The sequence below is a fragment of the Pseudomonas sp. KBS0710 genome (genome assembly GCF_005938045.2).
In the GTDB taxonomy this organism is placed as follows: domain Bacteria; phylum Pseudomonadota; class Gammaproteobacteria; order Pseudomonadales; family Pseudomonadaceae; genus Aquipseudomonas.
Genome location: NZ_VCCF02000001.1, coordinates 1,742,067 through 1,760,513 on the forward strand (window position 1 = coordinate 1,742,067; position 18,447 = coordinate 1,760,513).

An 18,447-nucleotide genomic window follows, 5' to 3' on the forward strand; every position below is an offset into this window, starting at 1 on the left:
ATAAGGAGTGTGCGTGTGCGGGTCAAGGAATGGCTGTTGCGGGGCGTGTTGCTGGCGGGCCTGGGCGTGTCGGCGCAGGTGCAGGCCGTGTGCTCGGTGGTGGCCACGGTACCGGCCAGCTTTGGCACCACGGTGAGTTCGATGACCGTGCGCACCACCTCCCAGCCCAGTTCGACCACCAACGCCGGCTTGAGCTGCACGCCTGCGGTTTTGTCGGTACTGACCTCCAATGACCATTTTTATGCGACTGTCAGCGGTTCGCCCCAAGGGGGTCTGGTGGGGCCGACCGGTGATGTCATTAACTATACGATCTATGCCAACAACACCACGGCGTTCCCGATGACACGCGGCACCGCGTTCGATTTTGGCGGCAGCGGCGGCATTGCTGCCTCCCTTGGCCTGGTGTTCGGGCCGGGCACCAAAGTCGTGCCGCTGTACTTCGCCACCACCTTAGGCAGCAACGTGGCATCGGGGGTGTACAGCGAGACCTTGAGTATTTTCTGGAACTGGAACTATTGCTCGGGCATTGGCATTGGCGGGATCTGCCTGGGCCGTGAGATCAACAACGGCACCACCACGCTGACGGTGAGCATGACGGTGGTCAACGACTGCCAGATCACCACACCACCGATTGCCTTTGGCAGCGCGCCGGTGGTCAGCGCCTTTGCCACCGTCAACGGCCAGGCCAGCGTGGCCTGCACCAAGGGCAGCGCCTACACCGTCGGCCTCAGCGATGGGCAGAATCCGGTGAGCGTGGGCGGGCGGCGGCGGATGATTTCCGGCAGTAACTTCCTCGCCTACGACATCTTCATGAGTGCCGGCACCACGCGCTGGGGCAGTGTGGGCGCAGCGCGACGGGCCAGCTCCTCGGCCGAGATCAACCCCGGTAACGGCCTGGGCACCGGCAGCCAGGTGTTCAACTACAACGCCAGGATCTACACCGACCAAACCACGCCGCCGGGCGGCACCTACATTGATAATGTGGTGCTGGATGTGGGCTTCTAGAACTTCAGCAGGTGCGTAGCCGGCTGATCCACCGGGCTGACCATCGCATAGTTGTACCCGCCACCGGACCAGTAATCGGCCTGCAACCCATCGGCGCTGCGGCTGCCACGCGGCAGGAAGCCGTTTTCCGGTCCCGGCGGGCGGATATAGAAGCTGATGCGATGGCCTTGCTGATCCTCATACAACACCATCGCTGCCGCACCTTGCTCAGTGGTGAGCAGGCGCCCGCTCACCGGCTTGAAACCGGCCTGGCTCAAATCGGGCAGCCGATGGGCCTGGTTGAAATAGCGATCCAGCCACGCCTGCATAGTGCCGCCATCGTCGGCGCTGAAGTCGGCGGGCATGATGCCGTCCTGGGCAAACAGGCGGAACGCCTGCATGGCATCGGCCATTGGCAACATCGGTGGCTGGGTCGCTTCGCGGGCGTGCCAACCGCCAAGGCCGCCGAGGCAGACCGCGATCAGCAGCACGGCGGCGCTGGCCAGGTGGCGGCGCGATTGATGCCGAATGCGTTGGCGAATCAGCGCCGGGTCGAGGTCGGGGTTGGCCGGTTGCTGCAACGTCCCGCTCAAGGCTGCGCGCAGGGCGTGTGCATCCTGTTGCCAGGCATGCACCTGGGCGGCCATTTCAGGGTGGGCAGCCAACCAGGTTTCAAGCACGCGACGGTCGCTCTCCGGCAGTTGGTGATCGACGTAGGCATGCAAATCGCGTTCTCTGGGGGGCAGGCTGATCATTTGAGTATCCGCAGGGCAGGGCTGGTAATTTCGCCTTCGCTGAGTTGCCGCAAGGCCTGGCGCGCACGGGACAGGCGCGACATCACGGTGCCCACCGGCACCGCCAGGATCTCGGCGACTTCCTTGTAACTCAACCCTTCGACCGACACCCACAGCAGCAGTGCCCGTTGCTCGGTGTTGAGTTGGTCGAAGGCGCGCAGGGTCGATTGGGCCATCACTGTGCGCTCCACCGAGGGTTGCGCATCGTCGCGGCCGGTAAAGAATTCAAGCATGCGTGCATAACGCCGGCTGCGCCGGTGGGCGTCGAGGAACTGGCGGTAGAGGATCGAGAACAGCCAGGCACGCAGGTCGCCTTCCAGGCGTTTGTCGGCCCAACTGATGATCGCCCGTTCGAGCGTGGACTGCACCAGGTCGTCGGCGCTGCTGGCGTTGCGCGTCAGTGACAGCGCAAAACGTCGCATTCTGGGGATGAGTTCACGTAACTGTTCGTCGAGTTCGTGCATGGGAATCTGGCTGGTCGCTACGCTGGGACTTGAGAGACGTATGACGTTGAAGGTTATTCCCCGGCTTGGAAAATAAATTTACTGCATGGGAATAGAGCCATTCGGCGTTCGTCTTAATGCTCCGACCTTATGTTTCAAGCTTAGGCCTCTGGCCTTGGAGTCACTTCATGGTAGATCACTCATCACCGCCTCGTCCGCCGTTGAGTACTGCGAGCCTGATTGCAAGGCTCGCCAGTATCGGTGCTGTGGTTGCGGTCGTTGCCGGGGCATTCGCCTACGTCAACGGCACGCTTGACCCACAGCGCCTGCGTCCCAAAACCCTGGTTAATGCCTTGGAAACCAATAACGGAGTACACCCTGGGTTTCGGCGTAACCATGCCAAGGGCGTGTGTGTGGCCGGTTACTTCGAGAGCAGCCCCGAGGCGCGCGCTTACTCCAGTGCCCAGGTGTTCAGCGAGGCGAAAACCCCGGTGATCGGTCGATTCGCCTTGCCCAGCGGCAATCCTTACGCGCCGGACAGCAGTGTGCCGATCCGCAGTTTCGCCTTGCAGTTCAGCCAGGCCAACGGCCAGCAATGGCGCACGGGGATGAACAGCATGCCGGTGTTCCCGGTGGGCACGCCTGAGGCGTTTTACCAGATGCTCAAGGCCGGCGCACCCGAGCCGACCACCGGCAAGCCGAACCCGGCCAGTATGCCGGCGTTTTTTGCCGTTCACCCCGAGACGGCGCCGTTCCTGGCGTGGGTCAAGACCGCCAAGCCCTCGGCCAGTTACGCGACCGAAACCTACAACGGCATCAATGCCTTTTACCTGGTAAATGCCGATGGCCAGCGCCAGGCGGTGCGTTGGGGCGTGGTGCCACAAAGCCAGGATGCGGCGGGAGATACCGCGCCATCCGGTGCTGATTTCCTCGAAAAAGACTTGGTACAGCGCTTGGCGGCAGGCCCGTTGCGTTGGCAATTGAGCATGACCCTGGCCAACCCCGGCGACCCGCTGGACGACGCCAGTAAAGCCTGGACCGGCGAGCACAAGGTGCTCAACGCCGGCACCCTGGTGCTGCAAAGCAGCCAGCCGCAAGCTGACGGCGATTGCCGCGATATCAACTTTGACCCGCTGATTTTGCCCAGTGGTATCCAAGCCTCCAATGACCCGCTGCTGGCTGCACGCTCGGCGGCCTATGCCAGTTCCTATGTTCGCCGCGCCGGCGAAGTCAGCCCGCTGCACAGTGCCCCTCAGGAGTCGAAGCCATGAATGCCCAACCACGGTTTTTCGCGCCGCTGGCGCGCTTGCTGCATTGGCTGATGGCGCTGATGGTGATTGCCATGTTGTTTATCGGCGCGGGCATGGCGGCATCGGTATCGGAGCGCCACGAGTGGCTGATTCACCTGCACAAGCCGCTGGGTATCGCGATTCTGGCGCTGGTGATCGTGCGGCTGGTGGTGCGCTTTTCCACCCGGCAACCGCCGCTGCCGGCTGACCTGCCACTGTGGCAAGCGCTGGCTGCCAAGGCGTCCCATGTGCTGTTGTATACGCTGATGCTGGTGTTGCCGCTGCTGGGCTGGGCGATGATTTCGGCGGCCGGTGACCCGGTGATGCTCAGCAGTTCGGTGCAATTGCCGGCATTGGTAGCGGCCAATGCACCGCTGTTTGCGCTGCTGCGCAAGGCCCATGGCTACTTGGCCTACCTGTTGTTCCTGACGGTGCTGCTGCACCTGGCGGCGGCGCTGTTCCACGGGCTGATTCGCCGTGATGGTGTGCTGCAAAGCATGACCGGCACCAAAGGCTGATGCCGGGGGCAGGGCGGGTCAGCGCAGGGTGTTGACGATATGTGCCACGCTGCTTAACACGTCCTTGCCCAGTTGTTTGGAGCGCTCACCGGACCAACCGGTTTTCAGGTTGGGTGCGTCGTCGTTGTCCTTGAAAGGCATCTCCAGGGTCAGCGACAGGCAGTCGTACTGCTGGCCAACAGCATTACAGGCCAGGGTCATGTTGGCTTCGCCCGGCAGGTCGCGGGTGTAGCCGTGGGTGGTCTGGAAGTCGCGCGTCAGGCCGCTCAAATGGCTGCGGAAGGTTTTTTCCAGCGCTTCGATACGCGGCGTGTAGCCGGGGTTGCCTTCGCAGCCAGCGGTGAATACGTAGGGGATTTCTTCATCGCCATGGATATCGAGAAACAGGTCGACGCCGTATTTCTCCATCTGCTGCTGGGCGAACAGCACTTCCGGGCTGAGTGCCTCGCTGGCGTTCTGCCAGGCGCGGTTGAGGTCCTGGCCCATGGCATTGGTGCGCAAGTGCCCGTGGAAGGCGCCATCGGGGTTCATGTTGGGAATCAGGTACAGGTCGGCGGCGGCCAGGAGTTTTTTCAGCTCAGCATCACCGTCCTGTTGCAGGCGCTCGATGACGCCTTCCATAAACCATTCAGCCATGTGTTCGCCGGGATGCTGCTGGGCGATGATCCACACCTTGCGCTGGCCTTCGCCACCTTTGCCGCGGCGTAGCAATTGGATATCACGGCCCTCGGCGCTTTTGCCGGTGGCGAGCAATTGGGTACCGGCGCGGCTCAACGCCTGTTCGATCAGCCAGTCGTGACGCTCACGGCTGTAAGGTTCGAAGTAGGCGAACCAGGCTTGCTTCTCGCGGGTCTCCAGGCTGATATGCAATGTATCGCCATCAAAGCGCGTGGGCACACGGAACCAGTTGACGTGGTCGTAGGACGCCACGGCGTTGTAGCCGCTCCAGGCGTTTTTATACGACGAATGGCTGGCGTTGCTCAGGCGGAAGGTGTGGGTATGGCCCACATGCATGCCTTCGGCCTTGAAGTGAAACCATTGAAAATGTGCGCTGCGGGTATCGGGTTTGATCGCCAGCAACAACTGGTAAGCGTCGCTGGCATCCAGGACCTGGATATTGCCGCTGTCGAAGTCGGTGCTGATCTTGATAGAGGTCAAGGCCACTGTCATGGTCTGGCTGCCTGCGTATGATTGTTGTGGCGGATATCTTACACAGGAGTGAGGCAAAATCTTGGTGCAAAATTGTTGCACGGGGGAAGGGGGCGTCGTCCTTGACGCCGCAGCAGCTTAGAATCTATGAGATTGATTCTCAAGCGCTATTTCGCAAAGATCCGGGCTAGAGCGTTCGATCGGCTTTCTTTTGGCGATGCTCTTTTGCTACCATGCGCGCCATCAAGCAACACACAGTCTTCATTAGCCTGAAGCCACGCCAGAAAAACTGGCAAAAAAAAGACCCGGCCAAAGAGCCGGGTCAAAAACCGTGATTAGCCTGATGAGGAGATATTCCAAGAGTCCGACCTAAGGTCCCTTGGTCTATCGACTGATCTCGCGATCAGCTGGGTCCAATAATAATCATTATCATTTGCAAGTCAAATGTTTTTATCCCTGGGATAGAAATATTTTTCTTTCGTGCCTGTCAGGCGTTCGCCTGGGCAGCGGGCACGTGCAATGCCTGCTCCACCATCGCTTTGGCCATATCAATCAAATACACCACCGAAAAGGCCAGGTCGCGCTGGTTGCCTTGCCGGCTACTTGCTGATTCATAAGCGGCAGCCGCCGCACTGCGTAGCAGGTCCGATGCGTGCACCAGGGCGTCCTCCTGGCTGATGCCGGGCCGGATGTCGAAAAAAGCCGGGTCTGGCGTGGGCGCCGATACATCTTCTTTCAAGTAATAATCGATTGCCCGTTGTGCGGCGCCACTGCTGCGCAGTGTCAACAGATCGTCGGTTTCGGGCGTGCTGGGCAGGTGATTCGGGAGGGTCATCATGAGGGCGATTACTCTGGCTGGACGTTGAAAACCTGCACCTGATAGTAATACGAATCGTATTTATGTCATTTGATGGATTACTACAAACTGTTTATTGTCGTGGCCACTGCGCAACGTATCGTCACGCCCATGGATAACTGGATAGCGTTGGTCAAAGCCAACATGAAAGACCGCAAGGTCACGCAGGATGAACTGGCCGAACGCTTGGGCATGTCCCAGGGCGGCGTTGGCCATTGGCTCAATAAGCGTCGTGTGCCAAGCCTGGCGGACATGAACCGGGTGCTGGCCGAGCTGGGGCTGGGCTACTTGGAAGTCGCGCTGGAGATTCGCGAAAAGGCCGACGAAACGCCAGTGCTGGAAAAACACTACAACCCGTATTTCCGCTACCCGGTCAGCGACTGGAAGGGCGTCTGCGAAATCCGCGAAGCGCGCCCCGCTTACGGCGCGGCGCGTTTCGAGCTGACCGATTACCACGCCCAGGGTGACGCCTTCTGGCTGCCCGTAACGGGCGATGCCATGACCGCGCCCAGCGGCCTGAGCATTGGTGCGGGCATGATGATCCTGGTGGACCCGGCCATCGAACCCGAGCCCGGCAAGCTGGTGGTCGCCCAGTGGGCCGACAGCACCCAGGCGACCTTTCGCCAATTGATGGAAGAGAGCGGCCAGCTTTACCTGGTGCCACTCAACCCGACATACCCCAAGCAGCGGTTTACCGATGCGTGCCGAATCCTCGGAGTGGTGGTGCAAGCCACGGCGAAGTTCTAGCCCGCGGCTTCCAGCTCTACCAGGGCGCTGCCTTCGGCGACCATTTCGCCTTCCTGGCAAAACAGCGCCTTGACCACCCCGGCCAGGGGCGCGCGGATACTGTGCTCCATCTTCATGGCCTCCAGCACCACCAGTTGAGTGCCGGCCTCGACGCTCTGGCCCACGTCCACCAGCACCCGCACGATGCTGCCGTTCATCGGCGCCGTGAGGCCGCCTTGAGTAGTCTGGTTGGCCTCGACCGCAGCAATCGGGTCAAACAGGCTGACGGCCTGCATCTGGCCGTCCCAGCGCAGGTACAGAATGCCTTCGCTGCGCACCGCCAGATGCGTGCGGCGTACGCCCTGGTGTTCGATCAGCAATTGATCGCCACGCAACTGCGCGACGCCGCCCTGCAACGTCACCAGCCGGTCCTGCCCGGTGCAGCTCAAATGCAACGATACTTGCGCAGGCAACCCGGCACGAAAACCGCGGGTATCCGCCCACGGGCCATCACCGGCGGTTTGGCTCTGTATAAACGCCGCACCCGCCGCCTGCCAGAACTCATCGCTCAAAGCACCGGGCGCTGGCAGCAGCTCATCCTGATAGCGCGGAATAAACCCGGTATCGAGTTCAGCCGCTGCAAACGCCGGATGGCCGATGATGCGCCGCAAAAAGCCGAGGTTGGTCTTGAGCCCGCCTACCGCAAACTCGTCGAGCATGCTTAATAGGCGCAGGCGTGCCTGTTCGCGGTCTTCGCCCCAGGCGATCAGCTTGCCGAGCATCGGGTCATAGAAGGGCGAAATGTTGTCGCCTTGCTCTACACCGCTGTCGACGCGACGGCCCGGACCCGGCGCAGATTCTCGGTACAGCGCCAGGTGGCCGGTGGCCGGCAGGAAATCATTGGCCGGGTCTTCGGCGTACAAGCGCACTTCAATCGCATGGCCGATCAACGGCACCTGATCCTGGGTGATCGGCAGCGGCTCGCCCTGAGCCACACGAATCTGCCACGCGACCAGATCAAGGCCGGTAATCGCCTCGGTCACCGGATGCTCCACCTGCAGCCGCGTGTTCATCTCCATGAAGAAGAACTCGCCACGCGCGTCCAGCAGGAACTCCACGGTGCCAGCGCCCACATAGCCAATCGCCTGGGCCGCACGCACGGCCGCCTCACCCATGGCCTTACGCTGCTCGGCACTCAAGCCCGGTGCGGGGGCTTCTTCCACCACCTTTTGATGGCGACGTTGAATGGAGCAGTCGCGCTCATTGAGGTACAGGCAATGGCCGTGCTGGTCGGCAAACACCTGAATCTCCACGTGGCGTGGTTTGAGCAGGTATTTCTCCACCAGCATCTGCCCATTGCCGAAGGACGACAGTGCTTCACGCTGGGCCGAAGCCAAGGCTTCGGCCAACTGGCTAACCTCCTCGACCACCTTCATACCCTTGCCGCCGCCGCCGGCCGTGGCCTTGAGCAGCACCGGGTAGCCGATGCGTTCGCAGGCGTCGCGGAAGGTTTCCAGGTCTTGGGCTTCACCGTGATAGCCCGGCACCAGCGGCACCCCGGCGGTTTCCATCAACGCCTTGGCCGCTGATTTGCTGCCCATGGCATCGATGGCCGAGGCGGGCGGGCCGAGGAAAACAAGGCCAGCGGCTTCAATCGCACGGGCAAAGCCGGCGTTCTCCGACAGAAAGCCGTAACCCGGATGGATCGCCTGCGCGCCACTGGCTTGGGCGGCGGCGATCAGTTTGTCGATTTGCAGGTAACTGTCAGTGGCCTTGCTGCCACCCAGGTCGACCCGAATATCGGCCTCACGGCTATGGCGCGCATCGCGGTCGGTGGCGCTGTGGACCGCCACGGTGGTCAGGCCCATCGCTTTGGCGGTGCGCATCACTCGGCAAGCGATTTCGCCGCGGTTAGCCACCAGCACAGTGGTCAGTGTGCTCATGAACGTGGCTCCTGCGCTTGCCAGCTGGGCGGGCGTTTTTGCAGGAACGCGCGCAAGCCTTCCTGGCCCTCGGCGCTCACGCGAATTCGCGCGATGGCATTTTCGCAATACCGACGCAGCGCCGGGGTGAGGGCGCCGTTGCCGACTTCACGCAGCAAATCCTTGCTGGCACGCATGGCCGCCGGGCTGTTTTGCAACAGGTTGGCGATCCACTGTTCGACTTGCTCGTCCAGCTCGACGGCCGGGTAACTCTCTGCCAGCAGGCCGATGTCGCGCGCACGCTGGCCGCCAAAACGCTCGGCCGTCAGCGCATAGCGCCGCGCCGCCCGTTCGCCGATGGCCTGCACCACGAATGGGCTGATCACCGCCGGTGCCAGGCCGATGCGCACTTCCGACAGGCAGAACTGCGCGTCATCCGCGCCAATCGCCATGTCGCAGCAACTGATCAAGCCGAGCGCGCCGCCGTAAGCTGCGCCTTGCACCACCGCCAGGGTCGGGATTTTCAACTTGGCCAGGTTGTACATCAACTCGGCCAGTTCGCGGGCGTCGTCCAGGTTGGTGTGGTAATCCAGCTCAGCCGACTGTTGCATCCAGGCCAGGTCTGCGCCGGCGCTGAAGTGCTTGCCGCGTGCGCGCAGCAGCAGAAACCGCAGGGACGCATCGGCCTGCACCTGGTCGAGGGCGATGATCAGCTCGCGGATCATCTGCGCATTGAACGCGTTGTTCTTGGCTTCACGACTGAGCCACAGCGTGGCGAAACCACGGCTGTCGGTGACCAGTTCGAGGGTGTTGAAATCGCTCATGGGTACAGCTCCATTTACATGCGGAACACGCCGAAGCGGCTCGGCTCGATGGGGGCATTCAGCGCGGCGGACAACGCCAGCGCCAGCACGTCACGGGTCTGCTGCGGGTCGATTACACCGTCATCCCACAAACGTGCGCTGGAGTAGTAGGGGTGGCCCTGGGTTTCGTACTGGTCGAGAATCGGCTGCTTGATCGCGGCTTCTTCTTCGGCGCTGAACGCATTGCCCGCGCGCTCGGCCTGTTCGCGCTTGACTTGCACCAGCACACCGGCGGCCTGTTCGGCACCCATCACGCCGATGCGCGCATTCGGCCACATCCATAAAAAGCGCGGGTCATAGGCGCGGCCACACATGCCGTAATTGCCGGCGCCAAAACTGCCACCGATGATCACCGTGAACTTGGGCACCTTGGCGCAAGCCACCGCCGTGACCAGCTTGGCGCCGTGCTTGGCGATGCCACCGGCTTCGTACTTCTGGCCAACCATAAACCCGGTGATGTTCTGCAAAAACAGCAACGGAATCCCGCGCTGGCAGGCCAGCTCGATAAAGTGCGCGCCTTTTTGCGCGGCTTCGGCGAACAGAATTCCGTTGTTGGCCAGAATCGCAATCGGGTAGCCGTGCAGGTGCGCAAAACCACACACCAGCGTGGTGCCGAACAGCGCCTTGAACTCATCGAATACTGAGCCATCTACCAGCCGCGCGATCACTTCGCGCACGTCGAACGGCTGCTTGGCATCGGCCGGAATCACGCCGTACAACTCTTCGCTGCTGTACAACGGCGTCACGGGCGGGCGTTGCACTAACTGACCCTGCTTGCGCCAGTTGAGGTTGGCCACGCTGCGTCGGGCCAGGGCCAGCGCATGTTCGTCGCTGTCGGCATAGTGGTCGGCCACGCCGGAGATCTTGCAGTGCACATCGGCACCGCCCAGGTCTTCGGCGCTGACCACTTCGCCGGTCGCGGCTTTTACCAACGGCGGCCCGGCGAGGAAGATCGTGGCTTGCTGGCGCACCATGATCGCTTCGTCGGCCATGGCCGGCACATAAGCCCCGCCGGCGGTGCACGAGCCCATCACCACGGCGATTTGCGGGATGCCCTGGGCGCTCATGTTGGCCTGGTTGAAGAAGATCCGCCCAAAGTGCTCGCGGTCAGGGAATACCTCGTCCTGACGCGGCAGGTTGGCGCCACCGGAGTCCACCAGGTAAATGCACGGCAGGCGGTTTTGCTCGGCGATGGTTTGCGCGCGCAGATGTTTTTTTACCGTGAGCGGGTAGTACGAGCCGCCTTTGACCGTGGCGTCGTTGGCGACGATCATGCATTCCACGCCCTCCACACGGCCGATCCCGGCGATCACGCCGGCCGCCGGCACGTCTTCGCCGTACACCTGATGCGCCGCCAGTTGGCTGAGTTCCAGGAACGGTGAGCCAGGGTCGAGCAAGCGGTTGATACGCTCACGGGGCAGCAGTTTGCCGCGCGAGGTATGCCGTTCCTGGGCCTTGGCGCCGCCGCCTTGTTGCACATGGGCAAGCAAGGTGTGCAGGGCGTCGACCTGTTGAAGCATCGCCGCGCTGTTGTTGGCGAACTCCGCTGAACGGGGGTTTAGCTGGGTGTGCAAGATGGCCATGGGGCGCTCCTTCAGCGGGTTTCGTTGAAGAGTTCGCGACCGATCAGCATCCGGCGAATCTCACTGGTGCCGGCGCCGATTTCGTACAGCTTGGCGTCACGCAGCAGGCGCCCGGCAGGGAATTCATTGATGTAGCCATTGCCGCCGAGAATCTGGATCGCGTCCAGGGCCATTTGCGTGGCGCGCTCGGCACTGTAGAGGATCACCCCGGCGGCGTCCTTGCGCGTGGTTTCGCCACGTTCGCAGGCCTGGGCCACCGCATAGAGGTAGGCGCGGCTGGCGTTGAGTTGGGTGTACATGTCGGCGACTTTGCCCTGGATCAGCTGGAATTCGCCGATGCTCTGGCCGAACTGCTTGCGGTCGTGGATGTAGGGCACGATCAGGTCCATGCACGCTTGCATGATCCCGGTAGGGCCGCCCGAGAGCACCACACGCTCGTAGTCCAGGCCGCTCATCAGCACTTTGACGCCGCCATTGAGTACGCCGAGGATGTTTTCTTCGGGCACCTCGACGTCATCGAAAAACAGTTCGCAGGTGTTGGAGCCGCGCATGCCCAGCTTGTCGAACTTGTTGCTGCGGCTGAAGCCTTTCGAGTCGCGTTCGACGATAAACGCGGTAATACCGTGGGGACCTTTTTCCAGGTCGGTCTTGGCGTAGATCACGTAGGTGTTGGCGTCGGGGCCGTTGGTGATCCAGGTCTTGCTGCCGTTGAGCACGTAGTGGTCGCCGCGCTTGTCGGCGCGCAGCTTCATCGAGACCACGTCGGAGCCGGCATTCGGCTCGCTCATGGCCAGGGCACCGACGTGCTCGCCGCTGATCAGTTTCGGCAGGTATTTTAGCTTTTGCTCGTGATTGCCGTTGCGGTTGATCTGGTTGACGCACAGGTTGGAGTGCGCGCCGTAGGACAGCGCCACCGACGCCGAACCACGGCTGATTTCTTCCATGCTCACTACATGCGCCAGGTAACCCAGGCCGGCACCGCCGTATTCTTCCGGCACGGTGATGCCCAAAAGGCCCATGTCCCCGAACTTGCGCCACAGGTCGGCGGGGAACAGGTTGTCGATGTCGATCTGCGCCGCGCGGGGCGCGATCTCCTTCGCCACGAACGACTGCACCTGGTCGCGCAGCATGTCGATGGTTTCACCGAGGGCGAAGTTCAGGGACGGGTAACTCATGGACAGGCACCTTAATGTGAGCTTTGTTGTTGTGTGGGTGGGGCGCGGGGGAGGGCGCTCACCTTTACGTTAACGTAAGCTTGCGTTACGGCGCTGTCAATCGTAGTTTACGTTTACGTCAACCTACAAAAAAGACAACAGGGGTCGTTATGGATCAACCGCACCCGAGCTACAGCCGTGGCTCTCAGGACAAGACCTTGCTGGCCATGACCATCGGTCAGGCTTTCGACCACACCGTGGCGCACTACCCCGATGGCGAAGCCTTGGTGGTGCGCCATCAGCAACGCCGCTACACCTGGCGGGAGTTGGCCGAGACCGTGGATTTGCACGCCCGTGCGTTCCTCGCTCTGGGCATGCAAACTGGTGACCGCCTGGGCATCTGGGCACCCAATTGCGCCGAGTGGTGCATCACCCAAATCGCCAGCGCCAAGCTCGGGGTGATCCTGGTCAATATCAACCCGGCCTACCGCAGCAGTGAGCTGGACTACGTACTCAAACAGTCCGGCTGCGATTGGCTGGTGTGCGCCGGCTCGTTCAAGGGCTCCGATTACCACGCCATGTTGCAGGAGCTTAAGCCCGACGTGCGCGGCCTCATCAGCCTGGACCTCAGCCCGCCAACGGGATTTATGCCCTGGTCGCAGTTGGCGGCCCTCGGCGCCAGCATCCCGCCCGAGCAGCTTGATAGTCGCCAAGCCGGCCTGCACTTCGATCAAGCCGTCAATATCCAGTACACCTCCGGCACCACCGGCTTCCCCAAGGGCGCCACCCTCAGTCACCACAACATCCTTAATAACGGTTACATGGTCGGCGAAAGCCTGGGCCTCACCGCGCAGGACCGCCTGGTGATCCCGGTGCCGCTGTACCACTGCTTTGGCATGGTCATGGGCAACCTCGGCTGCATCACCCACGGCACTACCATGATTTACCCCAATGACGGTTTCGACCCGCTGCTGACGCTCACTGCCGTCTCCGAGGAACGCGCCACCGGCCTGTACGGCGTGCCGACCATGTTTATTGCGCTGCTGGATCACCCGCGTCGCAGCGAATTCGACCTGGCCACCTTGCGCACCGGCATCATGGCCGGCGCCACGTGCCCCATCGAAGTGATGCGCCGGGTCATCAACGAGTTGCACATGGGTGAAGTGCAGATCGCCTATGGCATGACCGAAACCAGCCCGGTGTCGTTACAGACCGGCGCCGATGACGACCTGGAGCGGCGCGTGACCACCGTTGGCCGCACCCAGCCGCAGCTCGAAAACAAAATCATCGACGAGGCCGGTAACACCGTGCCCCGTGGCCACATCGGTGAACTCTGCACCCGTGGTTACAGCGTGATGCTCGGCTATTGGAACAACCCCGAAGGCACCCGCGACGCGATTGATGACGCCGGCTGGATGCACACCGGCGACCTGGCGAGCATGGATGATCACGGCTACGTGTGCATCGCCGGGCGCAACAAGGACATGATCATTCGCGGCGGTGAGAACGTGTACCCGCGTGAACTGGAGGAGTTTTTCTTCACCCACCCGGCGGTGGCCGATGTGCAGATCATCGGCATTCCGGATGCGCGTTACGGCGAAGAGATCGTCGCCTGGGTCAAATTCCACCCAGGCCATGTGGCCAACGAGCTGGAGCTGCAAACCTGGTGCAAGGGCCGCATTGCGCACTTCAAGACGCCCAAGCACTTCAAGTTTGTGGATGAGTTTCCGATGACGGTGACGGGCAAGATCCAGAAGTTTCGCATGCGCGAAATTTCGATCGAGGAGCTGCGAACACGTTCTACCTGACGACACAGAACCAGTGTGGGAGCGGGCAAGCCCGCTCCCACAGGTTGACCGAGGTGGATGAACGAATTGTTGAAACGCAGAAAGCACAAAGGGGACCCGAAGGTCCCCTTTAATTTGTCGTTGCGTGCTCTTTTTTTATTATTGAGGGGCGGTCTATTGTTGTTTTTGGCAACCGTTACCCTTTACCGCTGTTTTTTTGCGACCCCCATCCGGGGTCAAGAGCAAACGTATTTTTTTGAACGCTGATCTGCTTCTTCGTTAACGATCCAACCAGTGGTAGCTACCTGAGGTAGTTTTATTTTTCTCTAACCGGTTGCGGGTGTCGGCACGCCGTACCCTGCGAAGCACATCTTCTTCAAAAAAATCTGTTAGCTGCGTCTCTGCCGTGTTGTTTTTGTTATGTCAGAGTCGTTTCGTCTTATTTTTATTAGGTTTGGCGCTTTTTATTCTTGTTATGCCATAGAGATAGCAGGAGCCGTGCCAACTTTTTAAAACCCTTTAAAATCAATGGTTTGATTTTTATGTGGGATTTTACCTACGGCGAATACGACAAAATATGTTCCCGTGTTACTCGATGTGTAGCCGTGCGGTAACACATTGTCACGGCTAAGCTACTCAACCGGCGTTACGTGCCTTGGCAACTCGTGATCCTGTCGCTCGACCCAGCACGTTACTGATCTGCAAACCCGCACGCATCAATGCCGCAAGATCGATACCGGTGTTGATACCCAGGCCGTCGAGCAGGTACACCACATCTTCGGTGGCGACGTTACCGCTGGCGCCCTTGGCGTAAGGGCAACCGCCCAGGCCCGCAATAGAGCTGTCGAACACCGTGATGCCCTCAAGCAGGCTGGCGTAGATATTTGCGATTGCCTGGCCATAGGTGTCATGGAAATGCCCGGCCAGTTTGTCCCGTGGCACCTGCGCTCCAACCACGTCGAACAACCGCCGCGTGGCGCCTGCCGTACCGGTGCCGATGGTGTCGCCCAGCGACACTTCATAACAGCCCATGGCATACAGTTCGCGGGCGACTGCCGCCACTTGTTGCGGCGCAATCTGGCCTTCGTAAGGGCAACCCAACACACACGACACATAGCCGCGCACGCTGATGCCCTGTTGCTTGGCGGCCGCCATGATCGGCGCAAAGCGCTCCAGGCTTTCGCTGATGGAGCAGTTGATATTGCGCTGGGAAAACGCCTCGGACGCCGCCGCAAACACTGCGACTTCCTTCACGCCCGCCGCCAGCGCATCCTCAAAGCCACGCAGGTTGGGCGCCAGTGCGCCGTAGGTCACGCCGGGCTTGCGCTGGATCTGCGCAAACACCTCGGCGGAGCCAGCCATCTGCGGCACCCATTTGGGCGAGACAAAACTGCCGACTTCGATGTAACTCAAGCCGGCTGCGCTGAGTGCGTCCACCAGTTGAACCTTGTCGGCCACGCTGATCGGTTGGGCTTCGTTCTGCAAACCGTCGCGCGGGCCGACTTCCACCAGGCGCACAAAAGAGGGGAGAGACATGGGCAGCTACCTTGTGTTTATGGACCCACCGGGTTCATGGTTTGCGCCAGCGCCTGGGTGCAGCGCTCTTCGGCGGTGTCCAGTTCCAGCTTCATCTGTTCGATATCGAGCATCTGTTGCTCGAGTTGCTCACGGCGCTCGGCGATTTTGGCCAGCATGCTGTTGAGCTGGATATGGTTGCCACTGGTAGGGTCGTAGAGTTCGATCAGCTCACGGCATTCGGCCAGGGAGAAGCCGATGCGCTTGCCGCGCAGGATCAACTTGAGGCTGACCTTGTCGCGCGCCGAGTAAATGCGCTCCTGGCCCCGGCGCTCCGGGGCCAGCAGGCCTTGTTCTTCGTAAAAGCGAATGGCGCGGGTGGTGATGTCGAGCTCGCGCGCGAGGTCGGAGATGCTGTAGGTCGTGCTCATGGGGGCGCTCAAGAAGGTCTTGGCGCTAAGCTAAAGGCAGGTTGACGTTTACGTCAAGCAAATAGCCTGCATGGACACTTATCCTGTGGCGAGGGAGCGGTCAGGCTTGCTTACCATCCAGCTTCTTTTCATGCGCGGTGACTTGCTGGCACAGCTCGATCATCTGCTCGCGCATCCAGCGGTTGGCCGGGTCCTGGTCGGTGCTTTCGTGCCAGTACAGGTGGGTTTCTACCGGCGGCACGTCGTTGACCGGCAGGTTGAACCAATGCAGCTCATGGCGGCGGGCAAAGCGCTCGGGCACGGTCATCACCATGTCGGTCTGCTGCAACACTTGCGAAGCCATCAGGTAATGCTGGGAACGCAGGGCGATCTTGCGCTGGATGCCCATCTTGCCCAGCGCCAGGTCGACGTGGCCCAGGCCGTTGCGACGGCTGGAGATATGGATATGGGTCAGCGACAGGTAGTCATCCAGCGTGAACTTGTCCTTGCCCGCCATCGGGTGGCCCTTGCGCATGGCGCACACGTAGCGGTCTTCCATCAGCTTGACGTGGCGCACTTGCGGGTCGGTGTTGAGCGGTGCGTCCACGGCAAAGTCCAGGCGCCCGGCGGCCAGTTCCTTGGTGGTTTCACGGCGCTTGGACAAGAAGCTCTCGATCACCACGGTCGGCGCCAGCCGGCGCAGGCGCTGGAACAGCAGCGGCAGAATCACCGCCTCGGTGAGGTCGGTCATGCTGATGCGATAGGTCTTGGCCGCCTGTTGCGGGTTGAAAATCCGGCTTTCCTGCACCGACACCCGCAGTAACGACAACGCGTTGCGCACCGGGCCGATGATGTTCTGCGCCATGGGCGTGGGCACCATGCCTTGGGCGGTGCGCACGAACAGCGGGTCGTTGAAGGTCTCGCGCAGACGGGCCAAGGCGTTGGACACCGCCGGCTGGGTGATACCGACGATCTGCCCGGCGCGGGTCAGGTTGGCTTCGGTGTAGATCGCGTCGAAGACGATAAACAGGTTGAGGTCGACCTTGCTCAGATTCATGTCGTTGCGCTCTTATTTTCAGGTGGCGATTTATCAGGTGCTCATGCGCCGATCATATATCGGTGATGAATGTTAATACACGCCGAGAATAGGCTAGGTAAATTATCAACGCTGTTCTAGCATCGATTGCATGACCTAAACAACCTCTCAGAGAAGGGAGCTGCTCATGGATTTCGCTTATTCGCCCAAGGTTCAGGAACTGCGTGAACGCGTCACCGCGTTCATGGACGCTTACGTTTACCCGGCCGAGCCAGTGTTCGAACGCCAGGTCAGCGAAGGCGACCGCTGGCAGCCCACCGCGATCATGGAGGAGTTGAAGGCCAAGGCAAAAGCCGAAGGTTTGTGGAACCTGTTCCTGCCCGAATCCGAGCTGGGTGCCGGCCTGACCAACCTCGAATATGCGCCGCTGGCCGAAATCATGGGCCGCTCGCTGTTGGGCCCGGAGCCGTTCAACTGTTCCGCCCCCGACACCGGCAACATGGAAGTGCTGGTGCGCTATGCCAATGAAGAACAAAAACAACGCTGGCTTGAACCGCTGCTGCGTGGCGAGATTCGCTCGGCGTTCGCCATGACCGAACCGGACGTGGCCTCATCCGACGCCACCAACATGGCCGCCCGCGCCGAGCGTCAAGGTGATGAGTGGGTGATCAATGGCAAGAAATGGTGGACCTCCGGCGCCTGCGACCCGCGCTGCAAAATCCTGATCTTCATGGGCCTGAGCAACCCGGACGCGCCGCGCCACCAGCAGCACTCGATGATCCTGGTGCCGGTGGACACCCCAGGCGTAAAAATCGTACGACCACTGCCGGTGTTCGGCTACGACGACGCGCCCCACGGCCACGCCGAAGTACTGTTCGACAACGTGCGTGTGCCGTATGAAAACGTACTGTTGGGTGAAGGCCGTGGTTTCGAAATTGCCCAGGGCCGCCTCGGCCCAGGCCGCATTCACCACTGCATGCGTTCCGTCGGCATGGCCGAGCGTGCGCTGGAACTGATGTGCAAACGCTCCGTCAGCCGCACCGCGTTCGGCAAGCCATTGGCGCGCCTGGGCGGCAATATCGACAAGATCGCCGACTCACGCATGGAAATCGACATGGCGCGCCTGCTGACCCTGAAAGCGGCCTACATGATGGACACCGTGGGTAACAAAGTCGCGAAAAGCGAAATTGCACAGATCAAGGTCGTGGCGCCGAACGTGGCCTTGAAGGTGATCGACCGTGCGATCCAGATCCATGGTGGCGCGGGGGTTTCCAATGACTTCCCGCTGGCCTACATGTACGCCATGCAACGCACCCTGCGCCTGGCCGACGGCCCGGATGAAGTGCACCGTGCGGCGATTGGCAAGTTTGAGATTGGCAAATATGTGCCTAAAGAGCTGATGCGCGGCGGGCAGTAAC

At 61.2% G+C, this 18,447-nt stretch carries 17 protein-coding genes; 6 read left to right on the forward strand and 11 right to left on the reverse strand.

The window, feature by feature from the left end; all coding sequences use genetic code 11:
* The first annotated feature begins 15 nt into the window (after positions 1 to 15).
* Entirely contained in the window at positions 16 to 1,005 is a 990-nt protein-coding gene (locus FFI16_RS08180) for a spore coat protein U domain-containing protein (protein ID WP_371923600.1), read from the forward strand.
* Here FFI16_RS08180 and FFI16_RS08185 read toward each other — a convergent pair.
* Both FFI16_RS08185 and FFI16_RS08190 read right to left on the reverse strand, forming a co-directional pair.
* Complete coding sequence (locus FFI16_RS08185; protein ID WP_138814851.1) at positions 1,002 to 1,739, reverse strand: anti-sigma factor; 738 nt, start codon at positions 1,737 to 1,739, stop codon at positions 1,002 to 1,004. The genes FFI16_RS08180 and FFI16_RS08185 overlap by 4 nt on opposite strands.
* On the reverse strand, positions 1,736 to 2,242 hold the full coding sequence (locus tag FFI16_RS08190; protein WP_138814852.1) for an RNA polymerase sigma factor: 507 nt from the start codon (positions 2,240 to 2,242) through the stop codon (positions 1,736 to 1,738). Before FFI16_RS08190 ends, FFI16_RS08185 begins: the two co-directional genes overlap by 4 nt.
* A 167-nt stretch (positions 2,243 to 2,409) precedes the next feature.
* On the opposite strand from FFI16_RS08190, the gene FFI16_RS08195 reads away from it, so the two are divergent.
* The gene (locus FFI16_RS08195; protein WP_138814853.1) at positions 2,410 to 3,492 is read left to right on the forward strand and encodes a catalase family peroxidase; all 1,083 of its coding nucleotides are present in this window, start codon (positions 2,410 to 2,412) and stop codon (positions 3,490 to 3,492) included.
* Positions 3,489 to 4,028: a cytochrome b gene (locus FFI16_RS08200; RefSeq protein WP_138814854.1), complete on the forward strand. Its 540-nt coding sequence runs from the start codon at positions 3,489 to 3,491 to the stop codon at positions 4,026 to 4,028. Before FFI16_RS08195 ends, FFI16_RS08200 begins: the two co-directional genes overlap by 4 nt.
* A gap of 18 nt (positions 4,029 to 4,046) precedes the next feature.
* On the opposite strand, the gene FFI16_RS08205 is transcribed toward FFI16_RS08200, so the two are convergent.
* On the reverse strand, positions 4,047 to 5,198 hold the full coding sequence (locus tag FFI16_RS08205) for a carboxypeptidase family protein (RefSeq protein WP_138814855.1): 1,152 nt from the start codon (positions 5,196 to 5,198) through the stop codon (positions 4,047 to 4,049).
* Between the two features lie 466 nt (positions 5,199 to 5,664).
* Positions 5,665 to 6,015, reverse strand: a complete 351-nt coding sequence (locus tag FFI16_RS08210) for a DUF6124 family protein (protein WP_138814856.1) — start codon at positions 6,013 to 6,015, stop codon at positions 5,665 to 5,667.
* A gap of 129 nt (positions 6,016 to 6,144) precedes the next feature.
* Between FFI16_RS08210 and FFI16_RS08215 the strand changes: the two genes are divergently transcribed.
* The gene (locus FFI16_RS08215; protein ID WP_138815390.1) at positions 6,145 to 6,780 is read left to right on the forward strand and encodes a LexA family transcriptional regulator; all 636 of its coding nucleotides are present in this window, start codon (positions 6,145 to 6,147) and stop codon (positions 6,778 to 6,780) included.
* Here FFI16_RS08215 and FFI16_RS08220 read toward each other — a convergent pair.
* Genes FFI16_RS08220 through FFI16_RS08235 form a run of 4 tightly spaced genes read right to left on the reverse strand, consistent with a single transcriptional unit; the run spans position 6,777 to position 12,302 of the window.
* Positions 6,777 to 8,702 carry an acetyl/propionyl/methylcrotonyl-CoA carboxylase subunit alpha gene (locus tag FFI16_RS08220; protein WP_138814857.1) on the reverse strand — a complete coding sequence of 642 codons (1,926 nt, stop codon included), beginning with the start codon at positions 8,700 to 8,702 and terminating at the stop codon, positions 6,777 to 6,779. The two genes, FFI16_RS08215 and FFI16_RS08220, sit on opposite strands and share 4 nt — an antisense overlap.
* On the reverse strand, positions 8,699 to 9,505 hold the full coding sequence (locus FFI16_RS08225) for a gamma-carboxygeranoyl-CoA hydratase (protein ID WP_138814858.1): 807 nt from the start codon (positions 9,503 to 9,505) through the stop codon (positions 8,699 to 8,701). The genes FFI16_RS08220 and FFI16_RS08225 overlap by 4 nt, the downstream gene beginning before the upstream one ends.
* Before the next feature lie 14 nt (positions 9,506 to 9,519).
* The gene (locus tag FFI16_RS08230) at positions 9,520 to 11,127 is read right to left on the reverse strand and encodes a carboxyl transferase domain-containing protein (RefSeq protein WP_138814859.1); all 1,608 of its coding nucleotides are present in this window, start codon (positions 11,125 to 11,127) and stop codon (positions 9,520 to 9,522) included.
* An 11-nt stretch (positions 11,128 to 11,138) separates the two neighbouring features.
* A complete protein-coding gene (locus FFI16_RS08235) occupies positions 11,139 to 12,302 on the reverse strand; it encodes an isovaleryl-CoA dehydrogenase (protein ID WP_138814860.1) in 1,164 nt (387 codons plus the stop codon).
* 149 nt (positions 12,303 to 12,451) lie between these two features.
* Between FFI16_RS08235 and FFI16_RS08240 the strand changes: the two genes are divergently transcribed.
* Complete coding sequence (locus FFI16_RS08240) at positions 12,452 to 14,089, forward strand: AMP-binding protein (protein WP_138814861.1); 1,638 nt, start codon at positions 12,452 to 12,454, stop codon at positions 14,087 to 14,089.
* 615 nt (positions 14,090 to 14,704) lie between these two features.
* On the opposite strand, the gene FFI16_RS08245 is transcribed toward FFI16_RS08240, so the two are convergent.
* The 3 genes from FFI16_RS08245 to FFI16_RS08255 form a co-directional block, all read right to left on the reverse strand.
* Positions 14,705 to 15,604: a hydroxymethylglutaryl-CoA lyase gene (locus tag FFI16_RS08245; protein ID WP_138814862.1), complete on the reverse strand. Its 900-nt coding sequence runs from the start codon at positions 15,602 to 15,604 to the stop codon at positions 14,705 to 14,707.
* 17 nt (positions 15,605 to 15,621) lie between these two features.
* Positions 15,622 to 16,014: a MerR family DNA-binding transcriptional regulator gene (locus FFI16_RS08250; protein WP_017136513.1), complete on the reverse strand. Its 393-nt coding sequence runs from the start codon at positions 16,012 to 16,014 to the stop codon at positions 15,622 to 15,624.
* Positions 16,015 to 16,114: 100 nt separating this feature from the next.
* Positions 16,115 to 17,050, reverse strand: coding sequence for a LysR family transcriptional regulator (locus FFI16_RS08255; protein WP_017136514.1), 936 nt, complete (start codon positions 17,048 to 17,050; stop codon positions 16,115 to 16,117).
* Positions 17,051 to 17,216: 166 nt separating this feature from the next.
* Here FFI16_RS08255 and FFI16_RS08260 point away from each other — a divergent pair, with 166 nt between their 5' ends.
* Complete coding sequence (locus tag FFI16_RS08260; protein ID WP_138814863.1) at positions 17,217 to 18,446, forward strand: acyl-CoA dehydrogenase; 1,230 nt, start codon at positions 17,217 to 17,219, stop codon at positions 18,444 to 18,446.
* The last annotated feature ends 1 nt before the right edge of the window (position 18,447 follow it).